This window comes from Rhizobium sp. 862_C5_N1_2, from assembly GCF_051811205.1.
Taxonomy (GTDB): domain Bacteria; phylum Pseudomonadota; class Alphaproteobacteria; order Rhizobiales; family Rhizobiaceae; genus Rhizobium; species Rhizobium leguminosarum.
This window is the reverse complement of record NZ_JBPWPT010000006.1, coordinates 36,383-57,004: the sequence shown is the minus strand read 5'-3', so window position 1 is coordinate 57,004 and position 20,622 is coordinate 36,383. Positions and strand designations below refer to the sequence as shown.

The following is a 20,622-nucleotide window of genomic DNA, read 5'->3' as shown; positions in this document are numbered from 1 at the left end:
AGAGTTTTTCGCTACGATGAGGGGCACAGCCTTCATTATAAGCGACGCGAGCACGCTCACTGTCTGCATGTTGGTGCCAAACCCACCGCAACGGATATCGCACACCCGGTCGAGGCGCGCTCAAAGTTGACATTTGTTGTTGGAGTTTCGGCGGCCAGCTCGATCAGTTCATCACGTTGCCAAACTCAGCGCTGCTTGCAGCCGCTGACGTGACACCGTTAGTCAGTTTTCCCAAGATTTCCCGATCGACTAAATGGGCGACCATCGGGTGGATCTTGATGTCTCCTCGCTTGGCAACCTGATGAAAATTCGCCAGAACCATCGTTGCCAGCTCGCGTGTGGGCGCGATCACGTCGAGCAACCAAACGACCTCACCGCTCTTCCAGTCTTCCGGCTTCAGGCGGGCCGGGAACACTCCCGCCTTAGCCTGCTCCGAAATACGAGCATCAACCTCGGCACTGACAGTCGCCCAAATGGCGATCGCCGGCGGCTCAATGCCAGTGACGGCCTTGGGTGTCGCGATGGCGATACGATCATTAATTAAGGGATCCACAACCAGATGATGGAGGTCGGATAACATCTGACTGCGGTAGCGTGGCACCGAGCTCATCGCTAGAACAACCTGCCCAAATGTTGATTGCAATGCCGCCTTAGCTCCGGCAAGCTTCTTTTTGGTTTCATCAGATAATGGGTTTTGACTTGATTTAGCCGACGCTTCCGTCGCAATGTTATTCATGTATCCCCAGCCCCATGGGTTTCGAGCAAAATGGCTCGATAGAGTTGCAATCGGTCTATGCGCGACTGCCAGATGGACATTACAAATTGAATGTACAATTGCAAGTGAAATTGCCGCGCTATGCTCTCTTTGGGTGAAAATTTCGTCCGTGTCCTCTTCCGGCCCTTGACGGATGAGGCATACCCTCTCGTCAACAAGTCAGCGACCGAACTCAGTCGACTAGTCGGGCCGGGTCCCGACTCGGCCGCACGAGCCGCTACGGCTATTGCGTGCCAAGTCGCCCGAACTGACCCGGCCGACGTTTAGCCGATGTCGGCTGGGCCAACTTGTAACGGGCGGGTGGGCTGGAGTCCTCACCGGGAATGAAGGCAAGAACGAGAAGCATGCCGTAGAAGAAACAGGTAATTCCCTGGATCGCAAGCGTCGGCAAGGGAATTGCGAAAAACCTCGGTAAGAAGACGGGCGCGAGCAGCAGCCAAAGCAGATATTGAGACCAACCAATGTCGCGAAGCCGACTCGATACCATGTAGAGCAGGCCTACAATGGTGATCGCTGTCATCGCAATCGCGGCAACCATGTAAAGCGTTTCGAAGAAGGAGCGGCGGGCAACGAGCTTGGCTGTTTCGGCATCGCCCGCTCCAGTTCCCATGGCCATCTGTATAGCCCCTTTGGCCGCCATAGCACGGAAATTTTGCATGTCCTCTGCCGTCGGCTTGCGGCCGGAGGCTGCAACCTGCTTCACCAACTCTTCTTGCCCTTTGAACATCAGCGGCATGTTTTTGCCGCTGACCTCTCCTCCGACGGCGGTCCCTGTGCGTGGCGCCATTAACTCACGCGCTGCCTGATCATGTTCGGCCATAATCAGGCGCTCGATCGGGTCCTTCGCAAAATCGAAGCAGAACATGAGCAGAAGCAGCACGGCGTAGGTGATGCGTGTTAGGCGCGATTGGCCAAAAATGGTCATCAAGTCCAGATCCATCTCGAGGTGAGCGGACGATGCTCGCTGCAGCTCAAGGATTCGCTAACGCAATACAACTAGTTTTACGGATATAGGTGAAAATCATCGAGTTTTTCCTTCGCCGCTTGGTCTGTTCTCAATTTTCGCATTTGGTCCATCGGCGTTGGACGCGGGTTTTGATCTGAAGTGACGGATAGCTGTTTGGATTGCGAGAGTCCTCTGCCTGTGAAGCTCTTGAACGGGTCGAAAGCGGTGAGAAGGATTGGCTGGTGCCGCGCCTTGAACGGTTCGAATACGAACTGCATCAATAGCTATGTGCCTGCCATGCTTTATCTTTTGTTCACCTGCCGGCGGGTTCCCTTCGATCCTTTATGCGATCTTCCTGGCCCAAAACGTGAACCCCATAGCAACAAGCCAAGTGCTGGCCTCGAAAATCTCTCGCCGCGCCAGCGACGTAGGAACGTCCTGGGCCGAAGCGGATGTCGACTGCGGGCCAATATCGGTTCCCCGGGGGAAGCTTCATGCGTGCGAGCCCCCATTCTTTTGGATAACTTTCCGCACATCGTAAAAGCGTCATACTATCTTGGCGGGGAATCCGGAGAGGGGCATGCAATATCGCCAGAGGTCGGTGCTGTTCGCAGCACCTTGGCTGATCATCGGAGCTGCCGCAGTCGGCGTTTCGGGCGGTATAACCGTTGCAGACTTCGAAAAGCCGGAACTGTTAGTCGCTGCGCTGTTTGTCGGCATTATCATTGGGATGGCCATTGAGCAGTTCCTAACCGCGACGAGCAAACAGCCGGGGCGTGAGAGGAGCAGATCACGCCGGGAAGAAAGGCGCTGGAACGAGCGCGTCATACAGGGCCCCTGGCTTCAGACCCCAGCTGCTCAGCTATCGCGGCCAATCGATGCCACGGATCAACTGCGTATCGTGATGCGTTCGAAGTTCACCATCCAACCATTGCTGAACAAGAGTGAAGCCCGGGTGTTTCGAGAACTCGACAGTGTCGTGATCGGCTGCAATTCGTCCTGGCAGGTGATGGCTCAGGTTTCATTGGGCGAGATCCTTCGAAGTGCCGACTCAGAGGCCTACAGCTGCATCAACTCCAAACGTGTCGACTTGCTGCTCGTGGACGGCAATTGCCACCCACGGCACGTCATCGAATACCAGGGCGGAGCGCATCACCAAGGCACCGCGGCCGCGCGCGACGCGGTCAAGAAGGAGGCGCTGCGACGCGCCGGGATCGGCTATTATGAGGTGGTGGCTGGCCAAACGACGCCGTCGGAACTCAGACAATTGGTCGAGAAGCTGGTGGACAAGCCGAGTGTCACCTAAAGCGATCTCATCACGAACGCATGCAGGGTCGAGCCTCTTCGACCGAAAGAAACGATCGTCTTGCCTTGATGGAAGTGAGGCGCACCCGGGGATGATCTCCGATTTCCAGGCAGTTCGCGAAAATCTGTTTCCGGCCAGTCGCGCAGCGATCAAGGACTGGAAGGGGTTTCCCTGGCATCGTGATCGAACCAATCGAATTCAGGCCTATAAGGCGCATTCGTCGCAAGCCATCGCAATCGATGTGTTCGGCACACTTAAGATGAGCACAGATCGCGACCGCATTTTCGACGCCATCGCCGAGCGTGTGGGAGTGGCACCGGGTGGCCCATGGACAGTGACACTCGAGTGGACTGATACCGATCGGCTTCTGGGAGAACCCAGGCTCACGCAAGTCGATGCACTTGCCGTCGGCTCCGCGGCCGCACTCGTCATCGAGTGCAAGTTCACCGAACCCGGAGGACAATGTAGCCAAACGGCTGCTTCTCGCTCAGGCCAACGTCAATGCAACGGAAACTACGAAGACCAAATCAACCCGGGGAATGGCGTGCGGTCGCGATGCGCTCTGACAGGCAAGAGCATCCGCTATTGGGAATACATCCCAAAGGTCTTCGAGCTCGATCCGGTTGTCGACCATGCGCCCTGTCCTTTTAGGGGAGACGCCTATCAGTGGATGCGCAACGCCGTGCTGGCGGCAGCGATAGGCAAGCGCCGAAACCTTCAAGCGGCTGCCCTGGCAGCCTTTGCCGATCACCCAAGCTTTCCAACGGCGCGGAAAGCGATACGGGGCCTGATGGATCCGGGCCTCGCCGGCCAAGGGGCGATCACGCCTATCTCCTACCAGCAGATCATTGCGATCGCCTGCCAAGCCGGTCGAGACCGAGCGCTCTGGGACGCGCTTTCTGGATGGATAGATCATAAGATCGCACGGGCAGCGTCGCGAAAATCAGGCTTCCAAGAGGTTTGAAATGGATGCTGATATCTGGAATCGAGCCTTCTATGACGACGGCGAGTGGGTTTCCTGGTCCGACGTGGAAGAACAACTCCAATACCACGAGTGGCGCGCCAAATATCCCAATGCTATCCGACATCTGATCCCGTATTTTCAGGACCTCTTGGCACTGGCCGAAAGCTACCACCGTGAGACAAGTCGTCATCTTGATCTGTACGGCGTCATTGGCGAACTGTTCGGCGCCATCACCTACGGGATAAAGCTGAACAAGAACTACGCGCAGGGTGCCGACGGGCGGCTTGGCAACGATCACGTGGAGATCAAAACCATCACGCCGTTCAAGTCCAACGATGAGGTTTCCGTGAAAGTGTCGGGGAATTTCAGCAAGCTGCTCGTCGTGAAGATCAACGCCGACTTTGAAGTCTCATCGCGGATGGTTGATCGCTCGAAGCTTCCTAAAACGGCTAAACCTCTGCTGAGGATAAGGTGGAGCGATCTGCCCAAAGCCCAATGACGACTTCATGCGTGATCGCGCTAGTGGCGGCCTACCCCTCGTCGTCGAGCGCCCTCACTTCTCCGCGCGGCAGACTTTCATCGCTCGACGTGGCAGCCATAATTCTTAATTCGGATTTTTAGAATGCGCGCGTATAGTCCGCTTGGGATCGCAGCATCCGTGCCTTGAGGGGTCGGGGGCAATGAACTGGAATACATCGTCGACATTCACACCCGTTGGACTTACGCTGCGCGGTCAGCCAGCCCACAAGATCGTTCGCACGCTCGGCGACGCAGCGCATATGCTGATCACGGACTGGCCTTCCGATGATGGCGAGGAATACGTCAGCGCGGTGAAGGCCTGCGTTGATGCGATCAGCGGTCAGATTGCTCCGGAGCAATTCCGGGAAGCGTTTCTGCGTGCGGCCGATGAGGCTGGTATTGCTGCACTAACCGTCGTTCACCGATGAGAACTGTTGAAGAAGCGCAAAGCGACCTGTTCGCACCGCGTGGGGCGGCTCGCGCTGCGAACAGACTCAGGTTGCTGTCTTAGTGTGAGCAGAACCGGAGACCTCGATATTCGGCATCCGTGCGCCTTGAGCGGAATCGAACCCGCAACCTGCGAAAGTTCCAAAATCTCATCTCTCTGAAATCCATGGGCAATCCCAATGTTTGCCTACGGGCTTCCATTCTTGGTAAACACGCCGGCGAACAGCTTGTCGCCACGGCAATCGAGTGCATTCGCACTGAGCATCCGCTGTCTCGGCATGACCTCGCTCTCTAAGTCTGCGTAATGATCATGCAAAAATATCAGCGTCTTTCGCCTCGCGAACCCCTGCAAATATCTATCACCACACGCTTACACAGTTTATTTTGACGTGTAGTCTGCGGCCATGCTCCGATTACGGGCATAGCGCGATCGTACCGAGATCGCAAATGGAGGGATATTCATTGGGATACTGGAAGGATTTACCGGCATCTGCCGATCATCTGCGGCTGTTCAACCCAGCCAAGGGCTGGGTCGAGTTCGCCGATCAAGTTGACGGCGATGGCAAAACTACCAGTTTCGGCGCCAACCGCGATATCGATCTTGCGTTGAGCATCGCCATGAACGCCTCGAACCTGATGGTGCTGACCGGGGCCGGCGCATCATTCTGCGCACGAAATACCGCACAGAACGCTCTCACCGCGCCCGGCATGGGCGACCTTTGGGATGCGGTCAAAACCGCAGCCACCGACGACACATTCCAGGAAGTGATCAAGCTCATCCCCAAAGCCAAGGACATTGGAAAGAACATTGAGAAATTGCTGACCCAATGCAAAATTTATGTCGAGCTCTTCGACAACGCCCAGAGCGCCAAAATCACGAACTTCATTGGAACCGCCGAGAAGGCGATCTCCAAGCGCGTCAGCTTCGTCAACAAGGATACGGACCTCAAGGCGCACGGCACGATCATCCGTAAGATCGCGCGGCGCGGCGTGCGTAAGCCGCGCGCCAAATTTTTCACGACCAACTACGATTTGTGTTTTGAATACGCCGCGCGGACACAGCGCTTCTCCATCATCGATGGCTTTTCCCATTCCATGCCGCAAATCTATGATCGCGGCCATTTCTCGCACGACATCGTCCGCCGCGAGAATGCCAAGGAGGGGCCTGACTATATCGAGAACGTGTTCCATCTCTACAAACTCCACGGCTCGATCGACTGGAAGCGAAGCGGTGCCGATATCGTGCGGACTGAAGGCTCGGAAACGCCTCTCCTGATCTTTCCGCGCGACAGCAAATACCAGGAAGCGTTTGAGCCTCCTTATCTTGATATGATGGGCGCGTTTCAAAGCTCGCTGCGCGAGCCGGATACCGCCCTGATCGTCTCAGGCTTCGGCTTCAACGACGACCACCTGAGCAAGCCAGTGATGGCGGCACTGGAGGCCAATATGAGCCTCAAGCTGATCGTGTGTGACGTGGCTTTTCTCAGAGACGATGTCTTGGAGAAAGGCGATCATACCATCGCCGGGGAAAGCGCGGTGCGCGAGCATATCAGCGACTATTTCGAAAGGTTCAAGCACTTGGCGCGGATTGGCGATCAGCGTATCACACTGCTCAGCGGCCGCTTTGAGGATTTGGCGCTAGCCATCCCTGATCTTGTTGCGCAAACCGAACGCGAACGCCATCTTGACCGTATGCAGGCCGCGAGAGGCTTCGGCGATGGGGTACAGTCGTGATCAAACACAGCCTGGTTGATCCCGATCGCTATGTCGGCACGATTTCCGTCGTGACGGCGTCAACGGTGCAAGTGAACTTGCCTTACGCCACCGCCCGGCCGGAGCGCCGTGCCCTTGCGCGCGGCGCCGTCGGCGACTTCGTATTCGTGGATTGCGAGCTCGTGAAACTTCTCGGTCGACTGGTCGAAGTCAAACTGCCCGACGCCGAGCGATTGACCGTCGAGCCGACGCTGGGCACGCAACCCGACCCTCACCCGGTCGGCAGGGTGCAACTGCTGGCGTCAGTCGATCAACGCCAGAGCAAACTCATCCGTGGCATCCGCCACCATCCCCGCGTCGGCGACGCGGTTTACCTGGCCGATCCGTCGATGTTCGGCGAGCTCATGGCAAATTCACTGGTGGCGAGCGGTACGAGCGCGCTCGACATCGGCACGCTCGATGCGGGCAGCGGTGTACATTTGCGCCTGCCGCCTGAGAAGCTCTTCGGCCGCCACTGCGGCGTGTTTGGCGCCACGGGCGGCGGCAAGAGCTGGACCCTGGCCACCATACTCCAGCAGGTCAAAGCCGCTGGCGGTAAATGCATTCTCTTTGATCCCACCGGCGAATTTGCAGAAATCCCCGCCATATCGGAGCACTACGCCTTCGACCACGAAGAAGCCGGCAGCCAGCAGGTTCATTTCCCCTACCAGTTCATGACCGAGGACGATCTGTTTGCTTTGTTTCGCCCATCGGGCCAAAGTCAAGGCCCCAAACTCCGCGAAGCGATCAAGAGCCTCAAGCTTGTTAAGAAAAGTGAGGGACAGCTTGAAGGCGTGACGATCTATGAGAAAAAGCTGCTCCTTAAGAAGCAAAAGGACCGCCGCCCCTTCCTGAAAGCTTTGGAAGTGCATAGCGATGTGATTCACAGTCCGCTTTGCCACTTCGACATTGAAAACCTTCCCGACCAGGTTCAGCAGGAGTGCGTCCAGCCGACGGATTGGGACAATCCGACCCACTGGGGCAAGGTCAATGAGCAGGCCGTAGGCTACTGCGAAAGCCTGATCGCGCGCATGCGCACGTTGATCCATACCCCTGAGCTTGAATGCCTGTTCGGTAATCGTGGACAGTCCTTAGTAAAGGTTCTGGAAGCATTCTTTGCGTCCGAAAGGCAGGACATCCTGCGAATATCCTTCAAAAACGTCAGGTTCGAGCACAACACGCGCGAAATCCTTCTGAATGTCATCGGGCGCTTTCTCCTGGCCCGCGCCCGGCAGAACACCTTTCGAGACAAACCGATGATCACACTACTGGATGAAGCACACCAATTCCTAGGCCGAACCATCGGCGACGAATACGCCAGCGTGAAACTTGAAGCGTTTGGGCTTATCGCCAAAGAAGGTCGCAAATACGGACTGACGACCATCCTTGCCACACAACGCCCTCGCGATATTCCGGCCGATGTTCTCAGCCAACTTGGCACGTTGATTGTGCATCGTCTGACCAATGAAGACGATCGCAATGCAGTCGAGAAAGCCTGCGGCGATCTTGATCGCAACGCCGCTCTGTTCATCCCGACTCTCGCGCCTGGAGAAGCCATAATCGTCGGGCCAGACCTTCCCGCGCCGGTGCCTGTTTTGATTCACGAGCCCCCGTCGCCGCCCGATTCCAAAGGGCCAAAATACACGTCGTACTGGGCCAGTCGTCAGCCCAGGGCGGACTAAGAGCGATGGGGTGAAAGCATGCTTACAAATCTCAATCACCCAAAGAAGATGCGGAAGACCGCGCCTGCTGTCCAGGAAGCGAACCATCTCAACATGCCCAATCGGTCTGGGCGACGTGCCGCAGAGCGAACATTTACCAATGAGATCAAAAAGCAAAGTGATGCTACCTAAGGCCGACAATCTTCCATTGCACGCAACCGCCCTTCATGTAGATTACCTATACTGAATACTGGGGGAAGTCTTGCCGTCAACAACAACTATTTGGAATCCCGACGACTGGGAGATATTTGCGCTTGGCCTCCTGAATTGTCGGCATGGCGTCTTAAACGTTCACAAGGTACCCGCCAAAGATCAGGGCGACCTTGGTATCGACTATTACTGCAACAAGGACAGCGTCGCATATCAGTGTTACGCGGTAGAAGAGCCGATCGGAGTCGCTGAACGCGCGAAGAAGCAAAAAGATAAGATCACCAGGGATCTGGGTAAGCTTCAAAAAAACAACGTTATCGTATCGAAACTCTTCCTCGGCGCGCCGATAAAGAGATGGGTCCTGCTCAGCCCATTACACGACAGCAAGGACGTCAACATACACTGCGCGAACAAGACGACGGAGCTCCGATCGAAAGCACTGCCTTACCTCGACACTGACTTTGAGGTCCTTATTCATGATCAAGCATTTTTCGGCGCTGACGCCCTAACGCTGAATGCGGCGCAACTGTCGCTCATCAAACTTAGCATTCCAAATCCGACAAATCCGCAGATTAGCTCTTGGGAGAAGGAGAAGGGGTCACAGGATTTGCTGTCAACGGCTCGCACGAAGCTGGCGAAGCGTACAACTCCTCAAAAGCTTGAAGATGCGGTTGCGGATGCTACTCGTTATCATCTGCAGGGCGCGGCGCTTATGAGTGCACTTCGTTCTCAGGCACCAGAGTTACATGACAATCTTGCCACGGTGATTGCGAGCCGGAGGCGCCATTTAGAGTTTGCCGGCCCCACTGCAGTTACGGCCAGTGGCATCCTGAACGATGAGATTATGAACCTGAAGGAAGCAATCAAGGGTGCGGCGCCAAACCTATCACCTGAGAACGTCGATCAACTCGTGTTCGGAACCGTCTCTGAATGGATAATGCAGTGCCCATTGGATTTCCCAGATGTCCCGTGAAAGCCCTTTCTTAGACATCCTTAATACATCCAAGTTCACGTTCACCGTCCGCCCAGAGCCTGTCGCAGGCGACCTGCGGATGGCTTGGGGAATGGCGATACTGCTCCTAAGTGTATTTTACAGTCGAGGGAAAAAGGCGAGTTTTCAGAAGCTCCAATTTCTTGCTCATAATGTGCGACTCGAGGAGGGTCGAGAGGAGGCACTAGGATTGATCGCGGGACGGTATCGTCCACTCGACGTATCCGTAAGGGTCGAGCCTTGGCTAAACCGCGCGGTAGCGCTCAGCCATTCGATGGGTCTCGTTAGCGTTAACAAAGGATCGGTGGTTGTTTTGACGGACGAAGGTCGCAAAGCAGCTGAGGCAATTGCCAAAGCTAGCGGCGTACTTGACGCCGAGAGAGCCTTCCTTTCCGAGGTGGCGCCGAAGCTAACTGATGGCTTTATGAAAACGGTCTGGCGTCCGGAGAATCTTCTATGACTTTTAAACTGAGACGCCTAAGGCTTCGCGCGCTCACAGAGCGGGGCTGGTACGGAGTTGAACTCGGTTTCACCGACGGGCTAAATGTTCTTTGGGCCGACAACACCATGGGTAAATCAACCTGCCTTCAAGGGATGATTTACGTTCTTGGTTTGGAACGAATGCTGAGCCCTCGTCGAGAGATCCCTCTTCCACACGCGATGACAAGCCATCTTGTGACAGATAGTGGCGAGAGCGTGCGGGTCGTTGAATCTGACGTGATGCTCGAACTGGAAAATTCAGTCGGCACAATAGCGACAGTCCATCGCCCTGTCGTCTCAAAACTCGATGACCGCCTGATAACAGTAAAATTCGGCCCTGGTCTGTCTGAACCTGAAGGCCAGTATCGGACTCAGCAGTTCTTCGTGCGAGACCCGGGGGCTGCTCAACGTGAGGACGGTTTCCATCATTTCCTCGAGAATTTTCTTGGCTGGGAGCTTCCCGTCGTTCGAGGCTACGAGAAAGAAGATATCAAGCTCTATCTCGAAACCGTGTTCCCGCTGTTCTGGGTGGAGCAAAAGTCCGGGTGGTCCTCCATCCCCGCAGCCATTCCGACATATTTTCGCATTCGAGAGGTCCACAAACGAGCAGTCGAGTTCATCGCGGGGCTCGAAGCCTACGAGATTGAGCGCAAACGTGAACAGCTAAATCAACGCATCAACGTTCTTACCAGCAGATGGGAAACAAATTGGCATGACCTCAGCCAGCTGCTGAACAGATCTGCCTCACGCATTGAGGCACTTGGTACGAAGCCGATCGTTGATTTGAATGCGATCTCGAAAGCGTTCGTGTCAGTGGCAACACAAGTTGGCTGGACGCCACTTGATGACCATCTTAGATCGCTGAAGTCCGAACTCGACACTATTTCCCAAGCCGAAGTGCCGGTCGTGTCCGACAATGTCCCCGCCATAGAAGCCAAACTCGCCGAGGTGATCGCCCACGCGGAGAGCCTCAATGTCCAGCGCCTTTCGTTAAACGGCGTGAAGCAGGTAAAATTAGCAGACGTTGACGCCCTGACACGGCGGATCCAGACTTTGCGAGAAGATCTTCAAAAAAACCAGGATGTTCAAAAGCTACAGCGCTTTTCAGGCGTTCAATGGTCACTTAGTCCTGACCGGTGCCCCACCTGCGAACAAGGCTTGCAGGACACTTTACTTTCGCAAAATGCGTAGCATCGATCATGCCAATCGAAGATAATATCTCATACATCAAATCTGAAATCAGAATGTTTGAAGACATACTTCGGCGCGAAGAAGAGGAAAATCGAGAGCGTGAAGGATTACTCTCACAACTAAATCGAGATCTCAGCGAAGCGTACACGGTAATAAGAACACTAAGAGCTGATTTAGTAGCGCCGGCGACGAGCGTTTCGGCTTCAGCGATTGAAGAGCGAATTCTGATTGAACGGAAGATTCGAGATTTTTCCGAACTGCAGTCTTTCTTTGACGATGCGGTGAGCAGTTTCAGCACCCTGTCTGAGCAGTATACGACGCTTCTTCAACAGAGAAGCGCGCTTCCTGACGACGAGCTGTCCGACAGCGATAAGGCAAAGCTCAACCGTCTGTCTGAATTGCTACGTGCACAGGCGCGGCAGTTTGGATTTAAAACCTTTCAACCCGACGATCTTGCTATCTCCCAGGATACGTATCGTCCCGAGGTTGAGGGTTTTGAGATCGGTTTTGAAACATCCGCAAGCGACGCAATAAGATTGAAATGGGCGTATCAGCTTGGGCTGCTCGAACTCGCCGCTTCTTACAGCACGAACCATCCAGGTGTTTTGGTCTTCGACGAACCGCGCCAACAATCATCTTCGAAGGTCAGCTTCGAGCAGCTTTTGCGACGAGCAGCGACATCGAAGGCTCGTGGACAACAAGTGATTTTCTCCACGAGTGAGGATTTGTCGATCCTAGCACCGATAATAGGCGAGATTGACTGCACCAAGATCATTCTTAAAGGGCACGTCCTACAACCAATTTCGACAGGTGATTGACGCGAACCTGCCATGACGCCGGCAGGAGCCGAAGATGAACAACTTCTCTGTCGAGCGAGGTCGACGAGCGGCAGACGAGATTGACCTAAGATGACAGCTCTCAGCTTTTACGCGGCTCTCCTTGACCAGATGGATCTGGCCCTCGAACATCTCGACAAGGGCGGCGTTCATGATGCCCGGTTTGCGTTGATGCTGACCGACAATGCGGTAGAGCTGGCAATCCATAGGCTCGCTACAGAAAAGCATGCTCACCTCAAGAGCTGGCACCATTTAGAGGAGGCGTACCCCCATAAGCTGGAGTTGGCCGAGGCTGTCGGACAGTCTTTCGACGCGAAGCTAAAGTTTGCACGTATCGCGAAGATGGTCACAGAGGAACAGGCGCGGACAGTTGCAATAATGCATGAGTTCCGAAACGAGCTGTACCATGTCGGCCTCCAGCACGAAGCCATCCTGCCAGCCATTGCTAATTTCTACTTCTCGGTAGCCTGCGACATTCTGAAGGCGTTTCCCGGGCGTGGTCTTTACTACGGCAATAAGATGGTAATCCCGGAACGCGCGAAGAAGTATTTCAACAGCAGCAGACTCAATCCGGCCGAACTAGGTGACTTCGAGAAGGCGTGCGCAACGCTGAAGGATCGGTGCCATTTTGATAGAGGCAAGACGATCGGTGCGCTCGCGGACTATATGGATTATATCATCACTGAGAACAATGTTTACCTCGATGTCATCTCAACTGGCGTGTTTCCCAAGGGGAAGGGGATCACGCGAGATCAGGCGACAATCAATTGCCAGACATGGCGGCTGGCCTTCTCGCCTGTGGGTCACAAGTTCGCAAGCGAGAATGGCTTTTCCGGCAGATCTATCCATGACCTTGTTGATTGGCTCGCCGCCAACTACCGCCTGACGATCAAGAAGGATCCCGTTCCAGGATGGAAGCGGCGGGTTCAGCGCTTGCGCTCTAAGGCCAACACACATCTGGCCGTCGCCACCTATGTCGACTTCCTGAGAGACACCTTGCAATTCCGCGAGGATCTCGCGGAGAGTTGCGCAGCCGCCGAGGCTGAAATTGACCGTCAAATTGACGAAATTCGTGCGCGCCGTCGAAAGGATTGATCCTCCTATGCTGAGATTCACAGACCCACAGGAGCCAACGATCGCTGATCGATGTATCCGACCACTTTGTTTCGCCGCCCTTGGGGACGAATACTATGGTCTGGATGGGTTCGAGCTCACGCTGCAGGATGGCGCGGTTGCTCGCCGTTTGCTGTTTGGACTTCAGGGTAGTGCCGTTCTCTTCCAGTACCGAGGGCGACATTTCGCCGTCTTCACGCGCCACCAAATAGCAACGATCGCGGGTGAAACAGCAGCGGCTTTTAAGGACCGCTTGGACTATCTGGTAGTGCTGATGGACGATGGCACCGACAGCACCAATATTCCGTTCAACACATACCTATTCTCGCCTGGTTCCACAGAGGATGAAAGTGACTATGTGATCGGTGTGGTCGAGTATGAGATGCTACCATCATACTCACGACATCAGTTCTTCCCCGTCGAACGTCGCCACATCGGTCGCGCTGGTGATTTAGCTTTAGCCTCAGGCTTGCCAAGCCATCTCCAGCGAATGGTGATGGAGAATGGCGGGATGCGGATCCATCCGATCTGCAAGTCGGGACACCTAGAGTCCCGCAGTAACTGCGGCGTGTTGCGATATCCTGAGGACTTAGAGCCTTTGGATGGCATGAGTGGTGGAGCGGTCTTCGTTACTCGATTAGCGGGTGATGGTCATTCCTTCGAGATCTTCTTGGATGGCATTATCCAGCGGGGCGGAGGAGGTTACGTTCGCTATCTCGGTCTCGAAATCATTTTGGACCGGGTAGATGATTACATCTCTCGCCTTCGAAATGTGGCCGCGGCAGACGATGCCTGAGACCTTCGACACGTCCGAGAGTGAAGCGACCGGACGTGGTCCGCGTATTGAGATTCTGGGAGAATACGAAGAGCAATGACGCTGGAAAAACTATCGTCCCCGCAATCCGGAACGCTGGGCGAGCTGCTGACCGTACCAAAGCTGAACACACTCGGACTGGCCGCCTATATGAGCCCCGAAGGCGCACCTGGGCACGATGTCATTGTTGTCGTCGGTGGGCAGCCGAAATCGATCGAGGTGAAGACGCGGCAGTTCCTGCGCCGGCCGACTGAGATCACCCGCTGGCCTGTAGAAATGCACAAGAAAGGCGACGCGGACTTCTTCATCTTCATCGAACTCGATCTGAGGACGATGGCACCAACGTTCTACGTCCTGACGAACGAGCAGGCTCGCGCAGTCCACAGGAACTATGAGGGCGGAGGAAATTGCTATCCTCCAGAAGTTCGAAAGCAGGTAAGCCCACGGTGAGGGCCGTCTTGCGAGGTTTATGCGAACATCGGAAGTCCTAGTGCAAACACTAGGAGTAGTCCTATGACCAAGCATCCGATTGAAGTGATCACGTCTGTCGAGCGCCGTCGGCGCTGGTCTCGCGAGGACAAAGAGCGGCTGGTTGCAGCCTGCCTTGAGCCTGGTGCGGTTCTTTCCGAGATTGCCCGTGCGGCCGGCATCCACGTGAGCCAACTCTTTCGGTGGCGCAAGGAACTCTGCCGGATCGAGGAGCCGTCGACGCAGGTGTCGAGCACCTTGGTGCCCGTGATCGTTTCGGAGGCCGCGCCGGCAGCCCAGCCCGCTGCCTCAGAAGCGCCGGCCTCATCGCATCCCCGCCGGAAGCGCAGCGATGTGACGATTGATCTGGGCCGCGGTCGTCGTGTCCGTGTGGACAGCGACATCGACACGGAGGCACTTGGCCGCATTCTCGATTGTGTGCTGGGTCGGCGATGATCCCGGTTCCTGCTGGTGTGAAGGTCTGGCTGGCGACCGGCCATACGGACATGCGCAAGGGCTTTCCCGGTCTGTCTCTGATGGTGCAAGAGACACTGAAGCGCGATCCGATGTGTAACCGGTGTTCCGATCCCACATTGTCCTCGCCGCCCTGATCTGTGATCGCCTTTCCATGGACGAGCAACGGGAGTTTCTCCATGGAGAGTACATTGGAGTTTCTCACAACCAGGAAGTCTGGACGTGAGGTTCATCGTGAGCGTCCGGTGAGCGGATTTTGGTTAGGTGTGGGATTGGCGCAAGTTACGACACAGATGATTCATTTGTGACGTAACAGGGTATGAATGGCCAAGGTTGAGATCCTGACGGGTGCCGAGCGACAACGTCGATGGTCGACGGAACTGAAGCTTTCGATATTGCAAGAAGCGTTCAGCGCGGATGGCACCGTTTCGGATGTGGCGCGCCGGCACGACGTTCTTCCGCAGCAGATTTACGCCTGGCGAAAGAAGCTCTTGCCACCCGAATCTCCCCAGACCGCATCGTTCATCCCGGTATCGCTTATCGGAGCGTCGGAGTGCGTGAGTGAAGGCTCTAAGAGGAGCAGTGCTCGGCCGAGATGCAAAGACGTTGAAATCGTCCTGAGGAATGGCCGCTTACTGAGAATTGCAGCGGACATGGATCTCGAAGTGCTATCGTCACTGGTCGCTTGTGTGGAGGCGGCATGATCGGGCCTTCGGGGAATGTGCGGGTTTATCTGGCCTGCGGGGTGACCGACATGCGGCGTGGCATTGATGGACTGTCCGCGCTTGTCGAGACGGCTATCAAGGAGGTGCCGGGCTCCGGCGCAATCTTCGGCTTCCGCGGAAAACGCGCTGATCGGATCAAACTTTTATGGTGGGATGGCCAAGGGTTCTGCCTGTTTTACAAAATTTTGGAACGCGGATACTTTCCCTGGCCGACAGCGAAAGATGGGGTTGCGCATCTGACGCAAGCTCAGTTGTCGATGCTTGTTGAGGGGATCGACTGGCGCCGACCTGCGTGGACTTCCGCTCCCGGTCGAACGGGTTAAAAGCTATATTTTGCAAGGACATCCGGAGCATAATGCTAGCGCTTCCGGCGCAAATCGGCTACGTATGCGGGTATGGAAATAACGCCGCTGGACAGTCAGGAGGAGCTATCTGTTTTGCGCGCGCTCGTCGCTGAACAGGCGGCGAAACTTGAGCGCCAAGAAGCCGAAGTCAGCAAGCGAGACTCCATTATCGGGCTCCTGCGCGCGCAGTTGGATTTGCTCCGCCATCGGCAGCATGGCGCTTCTTCGGAAAAGATCGACCGGAAGATCGAGCAATTCGAACTGATGCTGGAGGAGATCGAAGCCGCCCGCGCCGAGGCTGAGATGCGCTCCGGGAAAGCTCCTTTGCCGGAGTTGGACGACGCGCCGGACAAGCCGAAGCGTAAACCATTGCCCGATGGTCTTCCAACCGAAGAACTGGTCTATGCAGCACCCTGCAGTTGTCCGACTTGTGGTGGCACATCGTTCCTGAAGGCCGCCGACAGGGTGATCCAGGTGATGGAGCACGTGCCGGCGTCCATCAAGATTGTCCGCCACGTCGAAAAGCGCATGATCTGCAGGGACTGCGATACGACGGTGGCAGGCGAAATGCCGACCCTGCCGATCGAGCGCGGCAAGCCCGGACCGGGGTTGCTGGCCCATATCATGGTCGCCAAATTCGACGATCACATCCCGCTCTACCGTCTATCCGAGATGTACGACCGGCTGGGGATAGATATCTCCCGATCCGTGATGGCCGACTGGGTCGGCCGCGTGTCAGTTCTGCTGGCTCCTCTCATCTTGCTGATCAGAGCCCATATCGCGGCGGTCGACCGAATACATACGGACGATACCCCGGTCGATGTTCTCGACCCTGGGCGAGGAAAGACAAAAACCGGGCGGGTCTGGGTCTATGTCTTCGATGGCAGCGGCTATCAAGATCCCACTCCAAGAGCCATTGCCTACTACTATAGCCCCGACCGCAAGGGCGCGCATCCAGCCGACCATCTCGCAAACTTCAGCGGCGTGATGCACGCGGATGGCTATGGTGGCTATAAGAAGCTTTACGGCAACCAGATCGTCGAGGCCGCCTGCATGGCCCATGTGCGCCGCAAGTTCCACGATGTGATCAAGCTGAAGCCATCTCCAATCGCTGACGAAGCGCTCTCGCGCATCGGTGCGCTCTACGATATCGAGGATCGTATCCGCGGCATGCCGGCTGACGAGCGGCGTACACTGCGCCAGCAACACGCCAGGCCCCTTCTGGCAGACTTCAAGAGCTGGATCGAGGAAAAGCTGCAGGCGGTACCACAGAAGCAGAAGCTGGCTGAAGCGATGCGATATGCCCTCTCGCGATGGGCAGCGTTGAGCGTTTACATCGACGATGGCCGTGTCGAAATCGATAACAACATAGCTGAGCGAGCCATGCGTCCGCTTGGAATCGGAAGAAAAAATTGGCTCTTCGCCGGGTCAGACAAGGGCGGTGAGCGCATCGCCAACATTCTGACTATCATCGAGACTGCCAAACTCCATGGCCACAATCCGGAGGTCTATCTCACAGACGTCCTGACCCGGATCCCGAGCCATCCCAAGGATCGGCTCCAGGAACTGCTGCCGTGGCAGTGGGTGCCGGCGAAAGACCGATACGAGGCTGCGTGATGGCACGCTCGAGGTTCATCTACACGCTCAAAGAAGTCGCCGTCATGATCGGCGAGAACCTTGAACTACTCGAGGAAGTCACCGCCAACTCGGACAATATCGCCGAGGGCGAATTGGTATATGTCCGCGATGGCAGTGAAGATGGCACAAAAGGCCTGACCGAAAATGGAATTGACGACCTTCGAGATCTCCTGGCCGACATACGGACGTGGGATGGTGGAATCCGCCAGTTCCTCGTCGATGAACAATGCGATCCCGAGGTGATCGAGCGCGTCATGGCAGATGAGCTAATCCGCAAGTCCTAAACCGTGCCTCGTTGACGCAAAAAATGCATTCGCCGGACGCTTACGGTTCATCGGCATTGGCCTGATGAGGTCAAAGCGCAGATCGTGTCTGAGAGCCTTCGGCCCGGTGCGAAGGTGAATGAGGTCGCTGAACGCTTTGGATTGCGGGCGAACCGCCTTTCGACTTGGCGGACGATGGCGCGGCAGGGCAAGCTTGTTCTGCCTGCACCCGAGAATGCTGTGGAGTTCGCAGCGGTAGTCGTCAATCCACCCGTTTTGGAGCCGCTGATCAAGACTAGCCGCCCCGAGATCATCGTCGGTTCGGTCACGATCCGCCTGGAAGAGGGCGCGTCTGCCGCCCGCATCGCTGCTGTCGCGCGTGCCTGCGCTGTTCCGGCATGATCTTTCCATCGAACCGGGTTCGGATCATGGTGGCGACCAAACCGGTCGACTTCCGCAAGGGCCACGATGGCCTGGCAGCGCTGGTCAAAAACGAGCTGCACAAGGACCCTTTTACAGGGACGGTCTTCGTATTCCGCTCGCGCAAGGCGGATCGCCTGAAGCTGATCTACTGGGATGGCAGCGGTCTGGTGATGGCCTACAAGCGGCTGGAGGAGCACACGTTCACCTGGCCGGGCATCAAAGATGGCCTGATGACGTTGGGCCATGCTCAGTTCGAGGCGCTGTTTGCAGGCCTCGACTGGCGTCGTGTCCGTTCCATGGAGGCAAGAGCGCCGGATGCCATCGAATAGATGCGGCACGATGACTCGGGCGGTAAATTCCAACGGCGAAGCGACGCTAGCTTTGATAGACTTCGGCCATGTTGGACGCCGCCAATCTTCCCGACGATATTGCTGCCTTGAAGGCGATGCTGATCGCGGCGCAAGCGCGTGAAGTTCGCAAGGATGAACGGATCGAGCGGCTAGAGAAGCTGGTCGCCGCCTTCAAGCAAGCCGCCTTCGGCCGCAAATCCGAGAAAGCTGACCCAGAGCAATTCGATCTTGCGCTGGAAGACCTGGAAACGGCCATTGCAACCATCCACGCCGAAGACGAAGCCGATAGCCCTTCTGGGAAGCCGCACCCCAAACCCCGCGCCATCAATCGCGGTTCTCTGCCCGCCCACCTTCCTCGCGTCGAGGAGATCATCAAGCCGGAAAACCTGATCTGCGCTTGCGGCGGAGGCTTGCATTGCATCGGCGAGGACGTCTCCGAGCGGCTGGATGTCATTCCGGCGCAGTTCCGTGTCGTCGTCACCCGTCGCCCCAAATATGCCTGCCGTTCTTGCACCGACGGCGTTACTCAGGCTCCGGCTCCCGCCCGATTGATTCAGGCCGGATTGCCGACAGAAGCGACCATCGCTCATGTGCTGGTGTCCAAATACGCCGATCATCTGCCGCTCTACCGGCAGGCCCAGATAATGAGCCGCCAGGGCCTTGATCTCGACCGATCCACACTCGCCGATTGGGTCGGTCGGGCTGCTTTCGAACTGCGCCCGGTCTTTGACGCATTGATTGCCGATCTGAAGCGGTCGACGAAGCTGTTCATGGACGAGACCCATGCGCCGGTCCTCGATCCCGGCTCACGCAGAACCAAGACCGGATACTTCTGGGCCCTGGCCCGTGATGACCGACCTTGGGGCGGAGGTGCGCCTCCTGGTGTAGCCTTCACCTATGCTCCAGGTCGCGGCGGGTTACATGCCGAGCGGATATTACAGGGGTTCACGGGCGTCCTTCAGGTGGACGGCTATGCCGGATATAATCGGTTGATCGCACCGGACCGTGTCGGTCCCGACATCCGGCTAGCCTATTGTTGGGCGCATGCCCGGCGTAAACTGGTCGAGATCACCCGCAACGGCTCGGCACCGATTGCCGCGGAAGGCGTGAAGCGGATCGGCGAACTCTATCGCATGGAAGACGAGCTGCGGGGTCGTTCCCCAGAGGCTCGCCTGGCCGGGCGACAGGAGCGATCAGCGCCATTGATCGCCGACATGCGGATGTGGCTGACGCAGCATCGCGCCCGCGTCGCTGGCAAGTCGCCGCTTGGCGAAGCTCTGGCCTATATCGCCAAATACTGGGACGGCCTCTGTGTCTTCCTGACTAATGGCCGCATCGAGATCGACAACAACACCGTCGAGAGAACCATCCGGCCGATAGCCCTCAACCGGAAGAATGCTCTCTTCGCCGGACATGACGCCGGGGCGGAGAACTGGGCGACCATCGCCTCGCTCATCGAGACTGCCTTATGCCGCGCGCGGCATAAGGCGGTTTATGCCGACCGGCGAACTATGCCGATTAATCAACTTTTTGCCAACGTTTCCAGCACCATAGCGGCCGCCTAGTCGGCATAGCTTAGGGTCTCTCCGTCGCAATTGTCGCGAAGGAGAGGACACATGAACGCAACTGACTATTTGAATCGCAGCGCCCTATACCGGAAGCTGGTCTACGGTCCGTATCGGGAGTTTGCGGGCGTTTACGCCGCCAAAATGTCGAACGAAGGTTTGGGGCGGCAATGCACGTGGCGGTCGCTGAGCCTGTTTCGGGATCTGATGGACTGGCATGTTGGCAATGGACATGCTCCGCAGGATTTGAATGAGGTTCACGCCGACCGCTTTCTTGAGCATCGTTTCAAACACTGGAAGCCCGACTCGGGCGATCGATCGGCGCTCCGCCGCTTGCTTTTGGCGTTACGGGAGAAAGGCTTAATAC

The 20,622-nt window shown here is 56.5% G+C and carries 23 protein-coding genes and 1 pseudogene; 22 read left to right on the top strand and 2 right to left on the bottom strand.

Annotation, left to right across the window (positions count from 1 at the left end; translation table 11 throughout):
* Positions 1–163: 163 nt before the first annotated feature.
* The gene (locus tag ACD590_RS37590) at positions 164–736 is read right to left on the bottom strand and encodes a toxin-activating lysine-acyltransferase (RefSeq protein WP_096772207.1); all 573 of its coding nucleotides are present in this window, start codon (positions 734–736) and stop codon (positions 164–166) included.
* Between the two features lie 262 nt (positions 737–998).
* Complete coding sequence (locus ACD590_RS37585) at positions 999–1,700, bottom strand: hypothetical protein (RefSeq protein WP_143540782.1); 702 nt, start codon at positions 1,698–1,700, stop codon at positions 999–1,001.
* A gap of 601 nt (positions 1,701–2,301) precedes the next feature.
* Here ACD590_RS37585 and ACD590_RS37580 point away from each other — a divergent pair.
* The 22 genes and pseudogenes from ACD590_RS37580 to tnpC (ACD590_RS37475) all read left to right on the top strand — a co-directional run.
* Positions 2,302–3,027: a DUF2726 domain-containing protein gene (locus tag ACD590_RS37580; RefSeq protein ID WP_096772210.1), complete on the top strand. Its 726-nt coding sequence runs from the start codon at positions 2,302–2,304 to the stop codon at positions 3,025–3,027.
* Between the two features lie 91 nt (positions 3,028–3,118).
* The gene (locus tag ACD590_RS37575) at positions 3,119–3,991 is read left to right on the top strand and encodes a PGN_0703 family putative restriction endonuclease (protein ID WP_096772211.1); all 873 of its coding nucleotides are present in this window, start codon (positions 3,119–3,121) and stop codon (positions 3,989–3,991) included.
* Between the two features lies 1 nt (position 3,992).
* Positions 3,993–4,490 (top strand): hypothetical protein, encoded by a 498-nt coding sequence (locus ACD590_RS37570; protein ID WP_096772212.1) that lies wholly within the window; start codon positions 3,993–3,995, stop codon positions 4,488–4,490.
* 181 nt (positions 4,491–4,671) lie between these two features.
* Complete coding sequence (locus ACD590_RS37565; protein WP_096772213.1) at positions 4,672–4,938, top strand: DUF982 domain-containing protein; 267 nt, start codon at positions 4,672–4,674, stop codon at positions 4,936–4,938.
* A 466-nt stretch (positions 4,939–5,404) separates the two neighbouring features.
* Entirely contained in the window at positions 5,405–6,691 is a 1,287-nt protein-coding gene (locus ACD590_RS37560) for an SIR2 family protein (RefSeq protein ID WP_239619774.1), read from the top strand.
* Positions 6,688–8,391: an ATP-binding protein gene (locus ACD590_RS37555; protein ID WP_096772214.1), complete on the top strand. Its 1,704-nt coding sequence runs from the start codon at positions 6,688–6,690 to the stop codon at positions 8,389–8,391. The genes ACD590_RS37560 and ACD590_RS37555 overlap by 4 nt, the downstream gene beginning before the upstream one ends.
* 241 nt (positions 8,392–8,632) lie before the next feature.
* Entirely contained in the window at positions 8,633–9,553 is a 921-nt protein-coding gene (locus ACD590_RS37550; protein ID WP_239619773.1) for a hypothetical protein, read from the top strand.
* Positions 9,543–10,031 carry a hypothetical protein gene (locus tag ACD590_RS37545; RefSeq protein ID WP_096772215.1) on the top strand — a complete coding sequence of 163 codons (489 nt, stop codon included), beginning with the start codon at positions 9,543–9,545 and terminating at the stop codon, positions 10,029–10,031. Before ACD590_RS37550 ends, ACD590_RS37545 begins: the two co-directional genes overlap by 11 nt.
* Positions 10,028–11,242, top strand: a complete 1,215-nt coding sequence (locus ACD590_RS37540) for a hypothetical protein (RefSeq protein WP_239619772.1) — start codon at positions 10,028–10,030, stop codon at positions 11,240–11,242. The genes ACD590_RS37545 and ACD590_RS37540 overlap by 4 nt, the downstream gene beginning before the upstream one ends.
* Before the next feature lie 53 nt (positions 11,243–11,295).
* Positions 11,296–12,060 carry a hypothetical protein gene (locus ACD590_RS37535; RefSeq protein ID WP_239619771.1) on the top strand — a complete coding sequence of 255 codons (765 nt, stop codon included), beginning with the start codon at positions 11,296–11,298 and terminating at the stop codon, positions 12,058–12,060.
* Between the two features lie 90 nt (positions 12,061–12,150).
* The gene (locus ACD590_RS37530; RefSeq protein WP_239619770.1) at positions 12,151–13,173 is read left to right on the top strand and encodes a hypothetical protein; all 1,023 of its coding nucleotides are present in this window, start codon (positions 12,151–12,153) and stop codon (positions 13,171–13,173) included.
* Positions 13,127–13,987, top strand: coding sequence for a hypothetical protein (locus ACD590_RS37525; protein WP_141399591.1), 861 nt, complete (start codon positions 13,127–13,129; stop codon positions 13,985–13,987). Before ACD590_RS37530 ends, ACD590_RS37525 begins: the two co-directional genes overlap by 47 nt.
* Positions 13,988–14,062: 75 nt before the next feature.
* A complete protein-coding gene (locus ACD590_RS37520; RefSeq protein WP_096772344.1) occupies positions 14,063–14,455 on the top strand; it encodes a hypothetical protein in 393 nt (130 codons plus the stop codon).
* Positions 14,456–14,518: 63 nt separating this feature from the next.
* On the top strand, positions 14,519–14,929 hold the full coding sequence (gene tnpA / locus ACD590_RS37515; RefSeq protein ID WP_096772345.1) for an IS66-like element accessory protein TnpA: 411 nt from the start codon (positions 14,519–14,521) through the stop codon (positions 14,927–14,929).
* The gene (gene tnpB / locus ACD590_RS37510; protein WP_096772346.1) at positions 14,926–15,084 is read left to right on the top strand and encodes an IS66 family insertion sequence element accessory protein TnpB; all 159 of its coding nucleotides are present in this window, start codon (positions 14,926–14,928) and stop codon (positions 15,082–15,084) included. Before tnpA (ACD590_RS37515) ends, tnpB (ACD590_RS37510) begins: the two co-directional genes overlap by 4 nt.
* A 186-nt stretch (positions 15,085–15,270) precedes the next feature.
* The gene (gene tnpA / locus ACD590_RS37505) at positions 15,271–15,651 is read left to right on the top strand and encodes an IS66-like element accessory protein TnpA (RefSeq protein WP_096772384.1); all 381 of its coding nucleotides are present in this window, start codon (positions 15,271–15,273) and stop codon (positions 15,649–15,651) included.
* Positions 15,648–15,995, top strand: coding sequence for an IS66 family insertion sequence element accessory protein TnpB (gene tnpB, locus ACD590_RS37500; RefSeq protein ID WP_003574550.1), 348 nt, complete (start codon positions 15,648–15,650; stop codon positions 15,993–15,995). Before tnpA (ACD590_RS37505) ends, tnpB (ACD590_RS37500) begins: the two co-directional genes overlap by 4 nt.
* Before the next feature lie 72 nt (positions 15,996–16,067).
* The gene (gene tnpC, locus ACD590_RS37495; protein WP_096772372.1) at positions 16,068–17,633 is read left to right on the top strand and encodes an IS66 family transposase; all 1,566 of its coding nucleotides are present in this window, start codon (positions 16,068–16,070) and stop codon (positions 17,631–17,633) included.
* Positions 17,633–17,938: a hypothetical protein gene (locus tag ACD590_RS37490; protein ID WP_096772371.1), complete on the top strand. Its 306-nt coding sequence runs from the start codon at positions 17,633–17,635 to the stop codon at positions 17,936–17,938. The genes tnpC (ACD590_RS37495) and ACD590_RS37490 overlap by 1 nt, the downstream gene beginning before the upstream one ends.
* A gap of 27 nt (positions 17,939–17,965) precedes the next feature.
* Positions 17,966–18,319, top strand: coding sequence for a transposase (locus tag ACD590_RS37485; protein ID WP_439021072.1), 354 nt, complete (start codon positions 17,966–17,968; stop codon positions 18,317–18,319).
* On the top strand, positions 18,316–18,669 hold the full coding sequence (gene tnpB, locus ACD590_RS37480; RefSeq protein ID WP_141399593.1) for an IS66 family insertion sequence element accessory protein TnpB: 354 nt from the start codon (positions 18,316–18,318) through the stop codon (positions 18,667–18,669). Before ACD590_RS37485 ends, tnpB (ACD590_RS37480) begins: the two co-directional genes overlap by 4 nt.
* A 68-nt stretch (positions 18,670–18,737) precedes the next feature.
* Positions 18,738–20,153 (top strand): annotated as a pseudogene (gene tnpC, locus ACD590_RS37475) (IS66 family transposase); the annotation flags it as partial.
* Positions 20,154–20,622 lie beyond the last annotated feature (469 nt).